The 18401-nt window shown below is 47.4% G+C and carries 12 protein-coding genes; 7 read left to right on the top strand and 5 right to left on the bottom strand.

The window, feature by feature from the left end; all coding sequences use genetic code 11:
* Positions 1 to 697: 697 nt before the first annotated feature.
* The 4 genes from pdhR (at position 698) to lpdA (ending at position 8055) form a co-directional block, all read left to right on the top strand.
* Entirely contained in the window at positions 698 to 1471 is a 774-nt protein-coding gene (gene pdhR, locus E8M12_RS02095) for a pyruvate dehydrogenase complex transcriptional repressor PdhR (protein WP_136734421.1), read from the top strand.
* Between the two features lie 132 nt (positions 1472 to 1603).
* Entirely contained in the window at positions 1604 to 4276 is a 2673-nt protein-coding gene (aceE, locus tag E8M12_RS02100; protein WP_136734422.1) for a pyruvate dehydrogenase (acetyl-transferring), homodimeric type, read from the top strand.
* A 24-nt stretch (positions 4277 to 4300) separates the two neighbouring features.
* A complete protein-coding gene (gene aceF, locus E8M12_RS02105; RefSeq protein ID WP_136734423.1) occupies positions 4301 to 6247 on the top strand; it encodes a pyruvate dehydrogenase complex dihydrolipoyllysine-residue acetyltransferase in 1947 nt (648 codons plus the stop codon).
* A 377-nt stretch (positions 6248 to 6624) separates the two neighbouring features.
* On the top strand, positions 6625 to 8055 hold the full coding sequence (lpdA, locus tag E8M12_RS02110; protein ID WP_136734424.1) for a dihydrolipoyl dehydrogenase: 1431 nt from the start codon (positions 6625 to 6627) through the stop codon (positions 8053 to 8055).
* A gap of 749 nt (positions 8056 to 8804) precedes the next feature.
* On the opposite strand, the gene E8M12_RS02115 is transcribed toward lpdA, so the two are convergent.
* Genes E8M12_RS02115 through E8M12_RS02130 form a run of 4 tightly spaced genes read right to left on the bottom strand, consistent with a single transcriptional unit; the run spans position 8805 to position 12774 of the window.
* Positions 8805 to 9845, bottom strand: a complete 1041-nt coding sequence (locus E8M12_RS02115) for a DUF2955 domain-containing protein (RefSeq protein ID WP_136734425.1) — start codon at positions 9843 to 9845, stop codon at positions 8805 to 8807.
* Positions 9835 to 10968, bottom strand: coding sequence for an HlyD family secretion protein (locus tag E8M12_RS02120; protein ID WP_169303014.1), 1134 nt, complete (start codon positions 10966 to 10968; stop codon positions 9835 to 9837). Before E8M12_RS02120 ends, E8M12_RS02115 begins: the two co-directional genes overlap by 11 nt.
* 14 nt (positions 10969 to 10982) lie before the next feature.
* The gene (locus E8M12_RS02125) at positions 10983 to 12095 is read right to left on the bottom strand and encodes an AI-2E family transporter (RefSeq protein ID WP_136734427.1); all 1113 of its coding nucleotides are present in this window, start codon (positions 12093 to 12095) and stop codon (positions 10983 to 10985) included.
* Positions 12088 to 12774: a potassium channel family protein gene (locus E8M12_RS02130; protein WP_246033986.1), complete on the bottom strand. Its 687-nt coding sequence runs from the start codon at positions 12772 to 12774 to the stop codon at positions 12088 to 12090. Before E8M12_RS02130 ends, E8M12_RS02125 begins: the two co-directional genes overlap by 8 nt.
* Positions 12775 to 13057: 283 nt before the next feature.
* On the opposite strand from E8M12_RS02130, the gene acnB reads away from it, so the two are divergent.
* On the top strand, positions 13058 to 15655 hold the full coding sequence (acnB, locus tag E8M12_RS02135) for a bifunctional aconitate hydratase 2/2-methylisocitrate dehydratase (protein ID WP_136734428.1): 2598 nt from the start codon (positions 13058 to 13060) through the stop codon (positions 15653 to 15655).
* Between the two features lie 113 nt (positions 15656 to 15768).
* On the opposite strand, the gene E8M12_RS02140 is transcribed toward acnB, so the two are convergent.
* Entirely contained in the window at positions 15769 to 16506 is a 738-nt protein-coding gene (locus E8M12_RS02140) for a hypothetical protein (protein ID WP_136734429.1), read from the bottom strand.
* Between the two features lie 126 nt (positions 16507 to 16632).
* Here E8M12_RS02140 and E8M12_RS02145 point away from each other — a divergent pair, with 126 nt between their 5' ends.
* Together E8M12_RS02145 and E8M12_RS02150 are read left to right on the top strand one after the other, a co-directional pair.
* Positions 16633 to 17028 carry a YacL family protein gene (locus tag E8M12_RS02145; protein ID WP_136734430.1) on the top strand — a complete coding sequence of 132 codons (396 nt, stop codon included), beginning with the start codon at positions 16633 to 16635 and terminating at the stop codon, positions 17026 to 17028.
* An 85-nt stretch (positions 17029 to 17113) separates the two neighbouring features.
* Complete coding sequence (locus E8M12_RS02150; protein ID WP_136734431.1) at positions 17114 to 18400, top strand: efflux RND transporter periplasmic adaptor subunit; 1287 nt, start codon at positions 17114 to 17116, stop codon at positions 18398 to 18400.
* Position 18401: the final 1 nt, after the last annotated feature.

Raw genomic sequence — 18401 nt, forward strand, 5'->3', positions numbered from 1 at the left:
CTTCCACCTTCCACTTCCCTCAGCGCAGCTTACCTCATTTGCAATAGCTAGTTCTCGCAGCGACGTTGTTTGTCACCTGCCCGGAGTATTGTTCGCGATACGTGTTCAGGGAGATTTAACTCCTGTTTTTGGCGCTCAAGAGTCATTTTTCCTAGTCCAAGATACCGTGTAGTATCACGGTATGACGTGGTTAGGTTTGTTTTTTCTTCCACCGAAAATTGAATCGGAAATATGTTCCAGACATTTCCGACATACCGGCGTCCATGCCGGCATCCATGCATTTTCGGCATACCGGCCAATCCCTGGCCGAAACCTTCCACTTCCACCATAACTCTTGCTCTTTTCTAGGCGCAATCCTCGATTGCATGCCAGGAACGCAGTGTGCTAGAAGCTGACTTGTCAGCGTGCTAGTTGCTTAAAGTAAAGGCCATTCGCCCTCCGAGACCTGAAACCTGAGACCCGAAACCTCCTTTTGTATTGGTCGGACCATTGTGAAATGCCCGCAATTTTTCCAGGCAATCCTTGTGTCTACGATACCATTTTTTAGCCATAAATTTTACATATCCCTGATCTTCTGTTATGTTTTAACCTGATTTTTCATAAATTGGTAAGACCATTTAACCATTGTTTTTCAGGGTTTTTATCCTGGTGAAGATTTGGTCTTATCAAGGGTTCATGGCAATACAGAGCGAAATCAATGGCCTACAAGAAGATACAGCAAGCAAAAATATCGGATGTGATCGTTGAGCACCTTGAAGCCATGATTCTGGAAGGCAGTCTCAAGGCGGGCCAAAAGCTACCGCCGGAGCGCGAATTAGCCGAACAGTTTCAGGTATCGCGCCCCTCATTGCGAGAAGCGATTCAGAAACTGGAAAGTAAAGACTTAGTCTACCGTCGTCAGGGTGGTGGCACCTTTGTTAATGACAAGTTGCTCAGTGGCATGGGAGATCCCATGTTTGACTTACTGGCGAAGAAAGGTGAATCCCAATATGACCTGCTGGAATTTCGTCACGGTATTCAGGGCATGGCCGCTTATTATGCCGCCATGCGCGGCACTAAAGCTGACTTTGAGATCATCCAGCAAAAATATGACGCCATGGTTGATGCACAAATTGAGAATACGGCGATCAGCGAAAACTTTCATGGTGAAGCGGTAGCGGTATTCGATTTTTATGTGGCTATCTGTAATGCCTCGCATAATGCTGTGTTGCTGCATTTGGTTCGCTCTATGGCGACTTTATTAATTGACAATATCGAGAAAAATTTACAGGTATTGGCCAAACGTCCGGAGGTTCCGGCAAAGATTGCCCAATATCGAAAGCGCCTGCTGGAAGCCATTATTAGTGGCGAACCGAATAAGGCGTGGGGAGCCAGCCACAAGAACCTGGCCTACATCGAAGAAGTATTACTGAAACTCGGCGAAGAGAACAGCCGGGTTAAACGCTCGTTGCGACGACTGCAAACCCTATAAAGATAAGGTGTTGCATACGTACGCGAGCATTTATTTATTGATGGCAAAGTAAAGACAGTTGTGGAATTTCAACTATCTTTAATACAAAAAATTTTGCCGTATTTTTTTATAAACTGGAGTTAGAACATCGTTATGTCTGAGATCCTCAACCACGATATCGATCCGCAAGAAACGCAAGAATGGTTAGAGTCCATGGAAGCCGTGCTGGAGCAGGAAGGCCCTGAACGAGCACATCAATTACTGGAAACGTTAATTGACCGTGCCCGCCGTGGTGGTACTCACCTGCCTTTCGATGCGACGACCGCCTATGTTAATACCATTCCGGCAGGCCAGGAGCCAAACATGCCGGGCGACCAGACGATGGAAAGCCGCATTCGTGCCGCAATCCGCTGGAATGCTTTGATGATGGTATTGCGTGCCTCGAAAAAAGATCTGGAACTGGGCGGCCATATTTCCAGTTTCGCATCATCGGCAATGCTTTACGATGTAGGTTTTAATCACTTCTTTAAAGCGGCTAACGAAAACGATGGTGGCGATTTCATTTTTGCCCAGGGCCATATCTCTCCGGGTATCTACTCTCGCGCCTTTATGGAAGGTCGCCTGAGTGAAGTGCAACTAGATAAGTTCCGTCAGGAATGCGATGGTGACGGCCTGTCGTCATACCCGCATCCGCACCTGATGCCAGACTTCTGGCAGTTCCCAACCGTATCTATGGGTCTTGGACCGTTGCAGGCAATCTACACAGCCCGCTTTTTAAAATATCTTACCGATCGTGGCATTAAAGACTGTTCTAACCAGCGCGTATACTGTTACCTGGGTGATGGTGAGTGTGATGAGCCGGAATCATTAGGTGCTATTGGCCTGGCTGCTCGTGAAGGCCTGGACAACCTGTGTTTCGTTATTAACTGTAACCTGCAGCGCTTAGATGGCCCGGTGCGTGGTAATGGCAAAATCATCCAGGAACTGGAAGGTACCTTCCGCGGCGCGGGTTGGGAAGTTATCAAGGTTATCTGGGGTTCTTACTGGGATCCACTATTGGCCCGTGATACTTCTGGCAAGCTATTACAACTGATGAACGAAACCGTTGATGGTGAGTATCAGAACTGTAAAGCCAAAGGTGGTAAATACACCCGCGAACATTTCTTTAATAAGTACCCGGAAACCCAGGCGATGGTCGCTAACATGTCAGACGATGACATCTGGCGCTTAAACCGTGGTGGTCATGATCCGGTGAAAGTATACGCTGCTTATGATAAAGCGCAGAATACTAAAGGCCGTCCATCAGTCATCCTGGCGAAAACCGTTAAAGGTTACGGTATGGGCGATGCAGGTGAAGGCCTGAACATTGCGCACCAGGTTAAGAAAATGGGCATGGATGCGGTTAAGCATTACCGTGACCGTTTTAATGTACCAATTGCAGATGGTGACTTAGAAAACCTGCCGTACTTCCGCTTCCCGGAAGACAGCCCGGAAATGCAATACATGCTGGAACGCCGTCAGGCGCTGGGCGGATTTACCCCGGCACGCCGTGAAAAAGACGACGAAGATATCGTGGTTCCTGAATTAAAAGCGTTCGATGCTGTTTTAAAAGGCTCAGGTGAACGCACCATTTCCACAACTATGGCCTTTGTGCGAGTACTTAACTCGATCATTAAGGATAAAAAAGTTGGTAAACGTGTCGTACCAATTATCCCGGATGAAGCGCGCACCTTTGGTATGGAAGGTCTGTTCCGCCAGGTTGGTATTTATGCCCACGAAGGTCAGAAATATGTACCTCAGGATGCGGATCAGGTTGCTTATTATCGTGAAGATAAGAAAGGCCAGGTTTTGCAGGAAGGTATCAACGAACTGGGCGCAATGGCATCTTGGGTTGCCTCAGGTACGTCTTACTCAACCTGTAATGCGACGACGATTCCATTTTATATTTATTATTCTATGTTTGGCTTCCAGCGTGTTGGCGATCTGGCCTGGGCGGCTGGTGACAGCCAGGCAAAAGGCTTCCTGTTAGGTGCAACCGCTGGTCGAACGACACTAAATGGTGAAGGTCTACAGCATCAGGATGGTCATTCTCATGTGCAGGCGAACCTGATTCCGAACTGTGTCACCTACGATCCAACATATGGTTACGAAGTCGCGGTTGTGGTTCAGGACGGTATGCGTCGTATGTATGAAAATGACGAAAACATTTTCTACTACATCACCTTGATGAATGAGAATTATCAACACCCGGAAATGCCGGAAGGCGCAGAGGAAGGTATCATCAAAGGTATCTACCAACTGGACCGTGTTGAGCCACAAGGTAAAGCGAAAGCGAATGTTCAGTTAATGGGCTCAGGTACCATCTTGCTGCAGGTTCGCGAAGCGGCGCGCATTCTTGCTGAGGATTACGGTGTTTCCTCAGATGTATTCTCAGTGACGTCATACAATGAGCTAGCTCGTGAAGGTAATGAAGTGGTGCGTTGGAACATGTTGCACCCTGAAGCGGAAGCGAAAGTGCCTTACATCAGCCAGGTGATTAAAGCGGAAAACGGTCCGGCTATCTCGGCAACCGATTACGTAAAAGCTTACTCCGATCAGGTTCGTGCCTTCATTAAAACGGATTATCGCGTTTTGGGTACGGACGGTTTTGGTCGTTCCGATTCACGCGCTAACCTGCGTCATCACTTTGAAGTGGACCATAAATACGTGGTAGTTGCAGCCTTGTACGAGTTAGCCCAGCGCGGTGATATTGATGCTTCAGTCGTTAAAGAGGCGATCGATAAGTTTGCCATTAACCCGGAAAAACTTAATCCGCTTTACGCGTAATCAGACGGGATAAGGAAAATACAGATGTCAGATATTAAACAAATTCTAGTCCCGGATGTTGGTGGCGATGAAGTTGAAATTATTGAGTTATGTGTAGCCGTTGGTGATCAGGTAGAGGCTGAGGATGCCATTGTTACCGTCGAGACCGACAAGGCGTCGATGGATATTCCGGCACCCTTTGCCGGCAAAATTACCGAGTTAAAAGTGGCCGTTGGCGATAAAATTAAGCAGGACGACCTGATTGCATTATTGGAAACTGCAGCGGCATCAGATGCCGGAGCTGCAGAGCCCGCTCCTGCCAGTGAGCCTGCCGAGAAACCTCAACAGCAACAAGCTCCAGCAGCGTCTTCAGGCAGTTCTTCGGTTATCGAAGTCACCGTACCAGATATCGGTCAGGACGGCGAAGTCGATATCATCGATGTTCTGGTGAATGTTGGTGACAGCATCGAAGCGGAAGATGGCTTGATTACCCTGGAAACTGATAAAGCAACCATGGACGTGCCAGCGCCACAAGCGGGTATCGTGAAGGAAGTCAAAGTCAGTACGGGTGATAAAGTCGGTGAAGGTAGCCTCATCCTGATGCTGGAAATCTCTTCAGGAAATGCTGAATCGGTACAAGAGAGTGCACCAGCGCCACAAGCCGCTCCAGCTCCTGCATCGTCCTCAGTGATTGAGGTTAAGGTACCGGATATTGGTCAGGATGGTGAAGTGGATGTTATTGACGTCCTGGTTAATGCGGGTGACAGTATTGAAGCGGAAGACGGCTTAATTACCCTGGAAACCGACAAGGCGACCATGGATGTTCCTGCACCACAAGCGGGTGTGGTAAAAGACGTAAAAGTTAGCACTGGTGATAAGGTCGGCGAAGGTTCACTGATTATTATGCTGGAAGTCTCAGGTGGCGACACGGCACCAGCAGCGGCGCCAGAGCAGCAGGCAAAAACTGAAGCTAAACCGGCGAGCCAGGCTGCACCTGCGCCAGCTCCGGCAAAAGCGGCTCCAGTACCACATCACCCAAGTGCCGGTGAGCGTCAAAGCAAAGGGCATATCTACGCCTCGCCGTCGATTCGTCGCCTGGCACGTGAGTTTGGTGTTGACTTAACCAAAGTGAAAGGTACGGGCAACAAAGGTCGTATCCTTAAAGAAGACGTGCAGTCGTTTGTTAAATATGAACTGTCTCGTCCTAAGGCAACCGCAAGTAGCAGTGTTTCTGGTGGTGCCGGTGGTTTACAGGTTATTGCCCAGCCTAAAGTGGATTTCAGTAAATTCGGTGACGTGGAAGAAGTCGCTTTAACCCGAATTCAGAAAATTTCTGGGCCTAACCTGCATCGAAACTGGGTAACCATTCCGCATGTGACCCAGTTTGATGAAGCCGACATTACTAATGTCGAAGCATTCCGCAAAGAGCAGAATGTGATCGCCGAAAAACAACAGCTTGGTTTTAAAATCACGCCGTTGGTATTTATCATGAAGGCAGCAGCAAGCGCGTTAAAAGCGTACCCAGTGTTTAACTCAAGCCTGAGTGAGTCTGGTGAAAGCCTGATCATGAAAAAATACGTCCACATTGGTGTTGCGGTTGATACGCCAAATGGCCTGGTTGTGCCGGTGGTTCGCGATGTGGATCAAAAAGGTATTCATGAGCTTTCTAAAGAATTGCTGGAAATTTCTAAAAAGGCGCGCGCTGGTAAATTAACCGCTGCCGATATGCAAGGTTCCTGCTTTACGATTTCCAGCCTCGGCGGCATCGGTGGTACCGCATTTACACCAATTGTTAATGCTCCTGATGTGGCGATCCTTGGCGTTTCCAAATCAGAAATGAAGCCGAAGTGGAATGGTAAGGAATTTGAACCAAGATTGATGCTACCACTGTCGCTATCCTATGATCACCGCGTAATTGACGGTGCGGTTGCGGCACGGTTCAGCGTGCATCTGTCGTCAATGATGTCAGATATCCGCCAGTTAATTCTGTAATTAAGTAATATGCGCCAACCGAGGTAAGTATCGGTTGGCGCACTTAGCGTCATAGTGAAATTTTTTCCCATTATTTTGCACTAATGTTGGCGAAAATTTGTCACACACGGTACACTTGGCGCGCCAAATTATTGTGTTTGGTTCTTTGTTGTAATGTTTTAAACATAATGACAAAAACGGAACGAAACGCTACGAATGAATGAAAAAACTTAATTTTTTTACAACAAATTAAGTACTGTGGATGCGTTAAACCGGGCTTTTATGGTTGCTAGTCATACGATGATTAACGTCAATCTCCGGTAACACAGTTAAATGAATAAAATCTAAACTCTAAGGTCGGCAGGCCTTTGAGTTAATAATCAAAATTTGAGGTTAACATGAGTAACGATATTAAAACTCAAGTCGTTGTTTTAGGTTCTGGACCTGGTGGCTACTCTGCCGCATTCCGCGCCGCGGATCTGGGTTTGGATGTGGTATTAATTGAGCGCTATTCAACCTTAGGCGGTGTTTGCCTGAACGTGGGTTGTATTCCTTCTAAAGCTTTACTGCATGTTGCCAAAGTCATTGATGATGCAAAAGAAATGGCGTCACATGGAGTTACTTTCGGTGAGCCACAAATCGACATTGAAAAAATTCGTGGCTGGAAAGAAAAAGTTGTTGGTCAGTTAACCGGTGGCCTGGCTGGCATGGCCAAGCAGCGTAAAGTAAAGATTGTTAATGGTTTTGGTAAGTTTACTGGTCCTAACAGCATAGCGGTTGAAGGCGAAGACGGTACTACTACGGTTAACTTTGACAATGCTATCATTGCCGCTGGTTCTTCTGTGGTAAACCTGCCATTTATCCCAACCGAAGATCCACGTGTTCTGGATTCTACCGGTGCGCTTGAGCTTGAAGACGTGCCAGGCGAAATGCTGGTATTAGGTGGTGGTATCATCGGTCTGGAAATGGGTACCGTATACAGCACATTGGGTGCTAACGTATCGGTTGTTGAATTTGCGGATCAATTAGTGCCTGCAGCTGATGCTGACATCATGAAGATTTACACCAAGTACGTGAAGAATCGTTTCAACCTTATGTTATCGACCAAAGTGGTAGCGGTTGATGCCAAAGATGACGGTCTGTATGTCACCTTTGAAGGTAAGAATGCTCCGGAAGGCCAGGTTCGTTATGACAAGATCTTAGTGGCAGTTGGTCGTAAACCAAATGGTCATATGATCGATGCAGATAAAGCTGGTGTTAACGTTGATGAGCGTGGCTTTATCAATGTAACTAACGAGTTGCGTACTAACGTAAACCACATTTTCGCTATCGGTGACGTTGTTGGTCAACCGATGCTGGCTCACAAAGCGGTACACGAAGGTCACGTCGCTGCTGAAGTGATTTCTGGTAAGAAGCACGTGTTCGAACCACGTTGTATTCCTTCGATTGCCTACACAGATCCGGAAATTGCATGGGTTGGTGTGACCGAGCGTGAAGCGAAAGAGCAGGGCCTGAACTTTGAAGTGGCGAACTTCCCTTGGGCGGCATCTGGTCGTGCGATTGCATCAGCGCGTACTGAAGGTAAAACCAAACTTATTTTTGATAAAGAAAGCGGTCGCGTACTAGGTGGTGCAATCATCGGTATTAATGCCGGTGAAATGTTAGGTGAAATTGGCCTGGCGGTTGAAATGGGTGCTGACGCGGAAGACGTTGGTCTAACCATTCATGCTCACCCGACTCTGAACGAGTCAATTGGTATGGCTGCTGAAATCTTTGAAGGTTCTATCACTGACTTACCAAACGCGAAAGCGGTTAAGAAAAAGAAATAAGAGTTTCTATTTTTTCATCAAAAAACCAGGCTGAATAGCCTGGTTTTTTTTTGAAAAAATTTTAAGCACACGTTGTTCCTAGCACGCTGACAAGTCAGCTTCTAGCACTCTGCGTTCCTGGCATGCAATCGAAGATTGCGCCTAGAAAAGAGCAAGAGTTATGGTGGAAGGGGGAGGTGGAAGATTGCACCGAATTAAAATTTAAAAAGCGAGATCCCGGTCTACACCGGGATGACAAACTCCTAGGCGTTTCGTTGTCACCGAAAAATGCTCCCGGATAACTGCTCCTCGATAACTGCTCCTGCGTTATTCTACCTACATACTTCCATGTATTAGTGCGTTATTCTACCTGCGTGCATCCTTGCACTTGTGCATTTTCGACATACCGGTCATCCATGACCATAACCCTTAGTCACCTTTAGACATCGTTAGACACCTTTCGGCACCCCTAGCCACCAAATAAACCTGTTAGCTTCGTCATACCCTGCCACGACAGGGTATCTTTGCAAATTTTCAATGAAAATCTTAGGAGCAGGTCTCGGGATTCAGGTCTCAGGTTTCGGAGGGCGAACGGCCTTAAAAGAAACTTTGGTACACTGCGTTTCGGGTACATAAACCTTCAAGGTTTATTCCGGGTACGCCAATAAAAAACATTGGCTTCGGGTACGTAACTCCAGGAGTTACTTCGGGTAAAGGCGTTTCGTTGTCACCCTTTGACACCCCTAGTCACCTTTCGACACCTCTCGCCCCTAGTCTTCCGTTTCTAATCGATCAAAATACGGCCGGGTCAGGGTCGTCGCAAAAATAATGTATCCACAGGCGGCAGCAACCTGGATGATACGCATATAAAACTTTTCATCAGCATCAGCATTCCCCAGGGTTGCCGAAGACACCAGAATAATGACGGTGGTCATCGCCATGGCATAGATAGGAGCCAGCGGTCGCGGTGAAAATATCAGTTTTCCAAACCCCAGGAACAACAGCAGAAACAGGAAAATCAAAAATGCATATTGCGGCACCATGACCAGTAACGCATAGATCAGGATAGCAACGACTCCGCCTATGGTATTACCAAGCAATAATGCTTTTGCTCCCTGGATTCCCACCAGTAAATTGGGTTTTTGTGCCAATATGGCCACAAAAACCAGAATTAACATGGCATTACTTAAATCGAAGAGTAAAAACAGCGTGAGTACCGGCATGATAATAATCGTCGTCAGTGCCGCAAGTTGCAATCGAGTCTTACGCGGCAGTTTCCGTTCAGCCGCCTTTGCGGTTTCTGCGTTCTTATACTGGGTACCAGGCTTATCGGGTACCAGTTCATGGGCGATCATGGTAATAACCAGTGCTAACAGGCAGGAAAAGATAAAGCCATAAGTCACTTCAATAACAATTACCTGATGCAGCAATGCCAGTAGTGGAATAATAGTGAAACCGATGAGCAACATAGTGATCACCAATTCATTGCCACCGCTATGACTCCAGTATGCCAACCAGTAAATTAACAAAAATGCTACCAACATAAATACCATGGGAAAGGGCAGCAGAAACCGGGTAACTAGAATCGCCGAAGAGAACGCAACCACCACCACTAAAAATATATTGGTCAGGGTTTTTACTGGTAATTTGGGGGTGGCAGTGGCCAGAAACTTGGAGGTCAGCACCGGGCAAAGAAATGCCAGCGGCCAGTTAAATGCGAAGGCGATGGCAATGGCCAAACCGGCTCCGAATACCAGGCGTAATATGCGAATGGTATTGCTGGAGTTTTGCCACAAATGCTCAGTTAACATAGGTGAAAATGCTGGTCAGGCGCATATAGAATTTGCCAATACCATTAAGCACAAGATTATCTGAGGTGTAAGTAATGACATCAGCCTGCCCGCCTTCACGCAGATAACCGCGAACCGAGTCGTCGACAAAACTGATGACGACGATAAACCGCTGCGGATCACGCATCCAGCCTTTCGGTTTCTCTGGGGTGGAAAGCTCTCCGGGTTGAGTCTTATCAAAACTTACCCCGTATCCCACCGACTTGACCTGTCCCGGGAATATTTTTCCCGGGGCTGAATCAAGAACAATGTCTACCGCGTCTCCCGGTTTAATATTGCCGAGGTTATTCTCCCGATAAGACGCTTCAATCCAGGCAATATCGGTGGCAATAAAGGTCATGATTTTTGCCCCGGCGGCGGCATAATAGCCAACGTTCACCTTGGCGTAAGAGACAACGCCATCACTAGGTGCCAGCACTTTCGTACGGGCTAATTGAAGACGCGCTTCAGACAGTTGACTCAGGGCTGACTGAATCGCCGGATTTTCTTCACCGGCTGCACCGAGTTGTTGTTGCGCCTGTTCATAGGCAGCCTGGGCATTAGCGATCTCCAGTTCCGCCTGAGTCACGGCACCGCGCGTTTCATCGGCTTGCGCCGTCGATATAATGCCCTGCTTTTCAAGAGCAAAAACGCGATCGGCATTTTCCTGGATGGTCTGCAGATTGGCTTTGGCTTTTTCCAATACTGCTTTCGCGGATGCCACATTGGCGGTGCTGGCACCAACATCCTGCCCGGCCTGTTCAAGCGCGGCTTTGGCTTTCTCTACTGCCAGTTGATAATCGCTTGGGTCAATTTCAAACAGGACTTCGCCTTTTTTCACCGGTTTATCACCACCAACGTGAATGCGGGAAATTTGTCCGGATACTTCCGGGACAATGGGAATGACAAAACCCCGCACCCGAGCCTGATCGGTAATTGGCGTCAGTCGATCACTGATCAGGTACCAGACAAAATAAAGCGCGGCGATTACCAAAATAATGCGAGTAAGACGATTCGCAAGATCGCCCTTTTCCGGTGGTGCGGAAGACTCGTTATCAGTAGCTTCCGCCTTACCCGCCACTAACTCCTGCTCATTATTGGTCACAATCTGCTCCGCAATTAATCATCAGAAGGCTTGTCGATAAGAACTGTTGAGTGTGCCAGCCAGTACATGGTGAGTTTATATCCCAGAGCCAGCACAACCGCTCCGACAAACAGGCCAATAATGCCCGACAGGAGCAGGCCACCAATAGCACCAAGTAAGATAACTAACATCGGGATGTCAATGCCGCGGCCCAGTAGCATAGGTTTTAAGATGGCATCGCTAAAGCTGACGATAAGTGCCCAGACTAAAAAGATGCTGGCTGCGGTGGTACCGGCGACGGAGAAGTAATATGCCGCAACCGGCCCTAGCACTAACAATGGCGGTAGTTGCATGATTGCCAGAATTAATACCAGTAAGGCCCAGATGCCCGCACCCGGAATACCGGCGATAAACATACCGATGCCAGCCAGTAACGCCTGGATTACGGCAATGCCAAGAATACCCTGGGCAACACTGCGAATGGTGGCAACCGAGTCCGATATTGCCGACTCGCCGTTTTCTTCCATCAGGCGATTAAAGACCAGGCGACAGCCATACAGGCATTTTTTGTGATTAACCAGCATCACAGCGGCAATAACCAGTGAAATCAGAAACTGCAGTACGGTTCCGCCTATGCCGGCGATGGCGCCAAGCAGGGTCTCGGTAATGGTTTTTAAGGTATCGGCGTGCTCAACCACGAAATTCTCAAAATTATCGGAAGCTTGTCCCCATATCTGATAAACCTTTTCACCGATCAGTGGCCAGGATTTTACCGCTTCGGTGGGTTCAGGAACGGCAAAGCTGCCATCCTTGATACTTTCCGATACGGCTTGTGCGCTATCGATAGTCGATGCGGAGATATTGATCGTAGGCAACACCAGCAGGGCCAGGCCGAGCAGGGTTATGACGAATGCTGCCAGTTTGCCACGCCCCCCTAAGATACTGCTAAGGCGTTGAAAAAATGGATACAAAGCGATGGCGATTATGCCTCCCCAGAGAATCAGCAGGATAAATGGGGCCAGAATTGCACCACACCAGAACAGAACGATAAAAATCGCGGTTAGTTTGATCGCGGTATCGATCATTCGTCGGGTAAACTGTAAATCCTGTTGGGTAAGCTCCGGTTTGGTTTTATTAGGTTCAGTCATGGTTTGCCTCTTCCTGGGTTGAGCGATTTGTTACGCGGCCACCAACCAGGCTGGCAACAAGTATCGCCAGATAGAATTGACCGACAGTCGCTTCCAGATACACTAAAAATTTAGTCATGGGTATCGATGGTGAAATATCACCGAAACCCAGGGTTGTTATGGTTACGAAAGAAAAGTAGACGAAATCAGGTAAAAGCTGATGCCATTGCAACCCTTCTTCGACCCCGTTAAAGGCTGCACCTGCATAGAGCTGAGCCAGGGTATAAATGAGTGCCCAAATCATTGCCATCAGCATGTATAAACATATTGAGCCAAGGATTTTATTCCAGGTGATCGGGCCACTGAATAAAACCTGGGTGGCTGTTTTTCGCGCCGTAATAATAAAAAAAATTAGTAATAGAAAGAGATGGATATAAAGGTTGTTAATGTTTTCAATAAAGTAGGCGGCGGTTGAAGTAATAACGATGGCGACGGGAAATATCAGCGAGCTACGAAACAGATAGTGTCTGTCATGGCTTCCCCAGACGGCGACAAGCAGGGTAATTACGGTTGCTGACTGCATCAATCGTTGCATGGTGCCGGCAAAAAATTGCTGTGCCATTGCCACCCCGGCGAGTAACAATACCAGGGCAATGATAAGAAACACAAAGTTGTCCTGATGGGATATTTTATTATCCAAATCAGTCACCTGTAATGAAGTGTCGGGTTATCTATTAAAATTAGTTTAAAGCGCTTGAAAAGCATAGTTTTCGGGACAATTTATGCATTGTTGCGGCCGGTTAAGGCAACGTAAATGGTACTTACATTTTTGTCACCTTTATAGTTATTGTTTATAGCGGATATAAATTATATTACTGGTTATGCGGTTCAGTTTAAGTTCCGATTCACGTATAATGCCGCCAACAAAAAATCCCTGTCCTGAACAGGGATATTCCGGCATTCACAGAAAAGAGGAAAGTACTGTGCTTCAAGAATATCGTAAACACGTTGAAGAGCGCGCCGCAGAAGGCATCGTTCCTAAACCACTTGATGCTGAACAAGTTTCTCAACTTGTTGAACTGATCAAAAACCCTCCTGCAGGTGAAGAAGATTTTCTTCTCGACCTAATCACTAACCGCGTACCACCGGGCGTTGACGATGCTGCTTATGTGAAAGCGGCTTTTCTTGCTGCAGTCGCCAAAGGTGAAGCTACATCGCCAATCATTGATGCGGCGAAAGCGACAGAATTACTGGGCACTATGCTTGGCGGCTACAACATCCAGCCGATGATCGACCTGCTGGATGACGCCGATAATGCCGACTTGGCGGCACAAGGCCTGTCAAAGACTTTATTGATGTTCGACGCTTTCTTCGATGTTAAAGAAAAGGCGGAAGCGGGCAATGCGCACGCGAAAAAAGTGATGGAATCCTGGGCGAATGCTGAATGGTTCCTGAATAAGCCTGCCGTTGCTGAGAAAATTACCGTTAAAGTATTTAAAGTAACTGGTGAAACGAACACTGATGACTTGTCTCCGGCACCTGATGCCTGGTCTCGTCCGGATATTCCTCTGCATGCCAAAGCCATGTTGAAAATTGGTCGTGATGGTATCAACCCGGATGACGATGGCAACGTAGGTCCGATCAAGCAGATCGAAGACTTGCAAAAAGATGGTATTCCACTGGCCTATGTTGGTGATGTGGTTGGTACCGGTTCCTCTCGTAAATCTGCGACTAACTCGGTTCTTTGGTTTATGGGGGAAGACATCCCTTACGTGCCGAATAAGCGCAGCGGTGGTGTTTGTTTAGGTGGTAAGATTGCTCCGATTTTCTATAACACTATGGAAGATTCAGGTGCATTGCCGATTGAGCTGGACGTCCAGAAAATGAATATGGGCGATGTTATCGATATCTTCCCGTACGAAGGTGTTGTTAAACGTTCTGGCACCGATGAAGTGATTTCTACGTTCGAATTAAGCCCGGTGTTACTGGATGAAGTTCGTGCCGGCGGTCGTATTCCTCTGATCATTGGTCGTGGCCTGACCGGTCGTGCTCGTGAAGCTCTTGGTTTAGGCGAGACCGACTTATTCGCAAAACCAGTTGACGTTGAAGCATCCAACAAAGGCTTTACTTTAGCTCAGAAGATGGTTGGTAAAGCTTGTGGTGTGGACGGTGTTCGTGCAGGTCAGTACTGTGAGCCGAAAATGACTACGGTTGGTTCTCAGGATACTACCGGCCCTATGACCCGTGATGAGTTAAAAGACCTGGCGTGTCTTGGTTTCTCAGCGGATTTGACGATGCAGTCGTTCTGTCACACATCAGCTTATCCAAAACCTGTTGATGTTCATACTCACCACACCTTACCAGATTTCATCATGAACCGTGGTGGTGTTTCCCTGCGCCCAGGCGATGGTATCATCCACTCCTGGTTAAACCGTATGCTATTGCCAGATACCGTAGGTACTGGTGGTGACTCTCACACCCGTTTCCCATTAGGTATTTCATTCCCGGCTGGTTCTGGCCTGGTGGCATTCGCTGCTGCAACTGGCGTTATGCCTCTGGATATGCCTGAGTCGGTACTGGTTCGCTTTAAAGGCGAAATGCAGCCAGGTATCACCTTACGTGACTTGGTTCATGCTATCCCTTACTACGGTATCCAAAATGGCCTTCTGACGGTTGAAAAAGCTGGCAAGGTTAACGAATTTTCCGGTCGTATCCTGGAGATTGAAGGGCTGAAAGGCCTGACTGTTGAGCAGGCGTTTGAATTATCTGATGCCTCAGCAGAGCGTTCTGCGGCGGGTTGTACGATCAAGCTGGAAGAAGAGTCTGTTGCTGAATACCTTGAGTCTAACATCGTTATGCTTAAGTGGATGATCAGTGAAGGATACGGTGATGTTCGCACCATCGAACGTCGTATTAATGCGATGCAGGAATGGTTAGATAACCCGTCACTGATGGAAGCTGACAGCGATGCGGAATATGCGCACGTGCTTGAGATTGATTTGAACGAAATCAAAGAGCCTATCGTTTGTTGTCCAAATGACCCGGATGATGCCAAGCTGTTATCCGAAGTTGCTGGCGACGAGGTTGACGAAGTATTTATCGGTTCTTGTATGACCAATATCGGCCACTTCCGTGCTGCGGGTAAGCTGCTGGAGAACTTTGGTGGCGTGCTGAAAACTCGTATGTGGGTTGCACCGCCAACGAAAATGGACCGTGATCAGTTAACCGAAGAAGGTTATTACTCGACTTACGGCAAAGCCGGCGTTCGTATCGAAACTCCGGGTTGTTCATTATGTATGGGTAACCAGGCTCGTGTTGCTGAGAAGTCTACGGTTCTGTCTACTTCTACTCGTAACTTCCCGAACCGCTTAGGTAATGGCGCGAATGTCTACCTGACCTCATCAGAGCTAGCGGCGGTAGGTGCTATTGTTGGTCGTTTGCCAACCGTCGAAGAGTATATGGAATACGCTAAGCTAATTGATGCAACGGCAGCCGATACATATCGCTACCTGAACTTCCATCAGATGGAAAGTTACACCAATAAAGCGAAAGAAGTAGTTATCGCCCAGAACGTGGCATAACCGCGCCAAGATACCAGGGCTACCCTGGTATCTTACAAGCAGGTCTCAGGTCTCAGGATTCAGTGCATAAATCACTTTTGCATTTAGTCCTTTGAGTTGAACCTGCTTTTTCTTTACCTGTTACCTGCTTTTTTTAGCTTCGTTTTCATAAACTCCCGAAAGTACCTTTCATCGGAACTTTCGCCACAGGCACTGATTGATGCTACCTTGCCAAATTCATCATTAATAAAACTTAAGTCCGTTTCCTGGTAGCAATAGCCATCGCGTTTTTCGATAGTTTCATGACCGACTATGCTGGTATTTTCACGGCGAACCTGTTCGTCACTTTTACTTATTAAGCTTTTTGGTACCGGCTCAGGCAATTGCTGAAATACAGAATAACCACGGCTATTGCGATATGGATTGCCAGAGGCCTGAAGATCTTTTTGCTGATTGATTTCGGCTAACCCCTGATAGGGATTAAATCTGGCCTTAGCTGACGCTTGTTTGCTGGCGTTTTGAGAGTTCTCAGGGGATAGGGAACGCTGACCAGGCGATTTTTGCTCAGCGGGCAGAAACTCTTTTTTGCCAACTACGGATGACTTTGGGGCCATCGGTTTTAGCGGTTTAATTTCTGTTTCTGGCGCTTGCTCCAAAATGCTATTAGCCGCATCCGTTTTCGAGTCGACCTTTAGTGATGGAGTCGGTCGGTATAAATAGCTGTCAATGTTGCCAGCAGGAAGTGGCAAACGTTTATTTTCGATGATGGCTGCTGGCTTAGGTAATAATAGCCAAAGGATTATGCCGTGTACCGTTAAGGCCAGGATGAATGGCAACAAGTAGGGCGTAAACCTGATAATAGGCTGGGGCATCCCTGAAAAATCCATAGACAAAATGATTTTATTTTCCCATCAGACCGTTACGTACCAGAAAAGTTCTCGGTTACACTATAGATAACGAAGTGAATTAAGCATTGAGTATTTGGTTTATCAGGCATTATGGAATACGAATTTTATCGCGACTTTATTGACCAGAGTCCAAAAGCCAGCTTCTCCTACGGTCATGAAGTTGTAGGCTTTTGGCTGGAACAGGAAATCGCTGACGACGAAATAAAATTGTCGGTGCTCAGTGAGCAAATGCAACAAATTATTAACAATGGTTTTGGCCAGTTGCAATATCCAGGTAAGGAGTTTAGCTTAGAGGCGGACTGTGATGATGTTGTTGTTACTGCCAACACCCAGTTACAGCAGTACCCAAAGCACCAGGGCGATTGGCACCAGGACGATGACGGATATCGACCTGAATTAGAAGAAGACCAAAGCTTTATGGTTGCCCAATGTGGCAGCGAAGACTTCCTTTTGATGCTGCAGCGCTGGCAGGAATTTTTACGTTGAGGATCCATTAGGGATAAATATGCGTATAATAGCAAGTCACGTAACATACTGAATGTCCGTATAAATTAACTGATTAGAGACCCCTATGAGTAGTTTCAAAAGCGAATTTGAACAACAATCACTAGCGCTAAAGAAAAAGCGTTCGATCATGGTTTACATTGCCCCAATTGCAATTGTGATCGCTGGTTTCGTTGGCTGTACTGGATTAACGGCACTGGCTCAAAAACCCGAAAAGAAACCCAGTCTGGCGCAATTGCCGGTGGTGGAAGTAACAGACCTGAAAAAACGAGATGTCACTTTTATTATCAATAGTCAGGGCACGGTAATGCCACGTACTGAGACGACGCTAATATCGGAGGTCGCCGGGCAAATCACCTTTGTAGCCGATAAAATGAAGGCGGGCGGCTTTTTTAAGAAGGGCGAAGTGTTACTGGAAATCGACCCGATTACCTATAAGGTTGGGGTGCTGGAAGCCCAGTCCCGCCTTGATGCAGCAAAAGCAACATTAATCGAAGAAAAAGCTCGCGCCGACCAGGCCGAAGATGAGTGGCAGCTTACCGGCAAACCTCTGTCTTCGGCGCCTATTCTGGCACTGCGTTTGCCGCAATTACAGCGGGCACAGGCAGATGTCGAGGCTGCGGCCGCAGACCTTCAGGAAGCACAGTTAAAACTGCAGCGCACTAAAATCGTTGCGCCTTATGATGCCCTGGTAAAAACCAAATACGTGGATATTGGTCAGTATGTGGGAACGGGAACTCAGTTAGTCGATACCTTTGCAGTAGATTATGCCGAGGTACGCCTGCCAATTAAACAACAGGATATTGGCTTTGTGCGGCTGCCCAAGGTAAATCAGCCGGGTAATCCGGAAAATAAAGTGATTATTTCCTCTGGCCAGGGCAAACGTAAGCAGAGTTGGGAATCATTTATCTCCCGTTATGAGGGGGTCGTCAATGATCGTTCGCGGGTGCACTATGTGGTGGCGCAAATCAATGACCCCTACAACCTGCTCAGCGATGATAACGGTGATAGCGGTGAATTACGGATGGGCATGTTTGTTAAGGCAAACATCAAAGGCAAGACTTTTCAGGATATTGTCGCAATTCCCCGCAGTGCCATTCGCGGTGCTGGCCAGGTTCACCTGGTAGACGAAGACAATACCTTGAAAATTATAACCGTTGATATCCTTCGCTCGGATAAAGAATACGCCTACATTGAAGGGGATATTATCGACGGTGTCCGCGTTGTCACCACCCGTCTGGAAATGCCGGTTCAGGGAATGAAACTCAGGATCAGTGGCGAACAGGGGAGCGATGAGGCGATGAATGATGCTCAGCTTGAAGTTGCTCATAAAACCAATGTACAGGTGCAGTAAA

It is taken from the genome of Thalassotalea mangrovi (assembly GCF_005116735.1).
GTDB classification, from domain to species: domain Bacteria; phylum Pseudomonadota; class Gammaproteobacteria; order Enterobacterales; family Alteromonadaceae; genus Thalassotalea_A; species Thalassotalea_A mangrovi.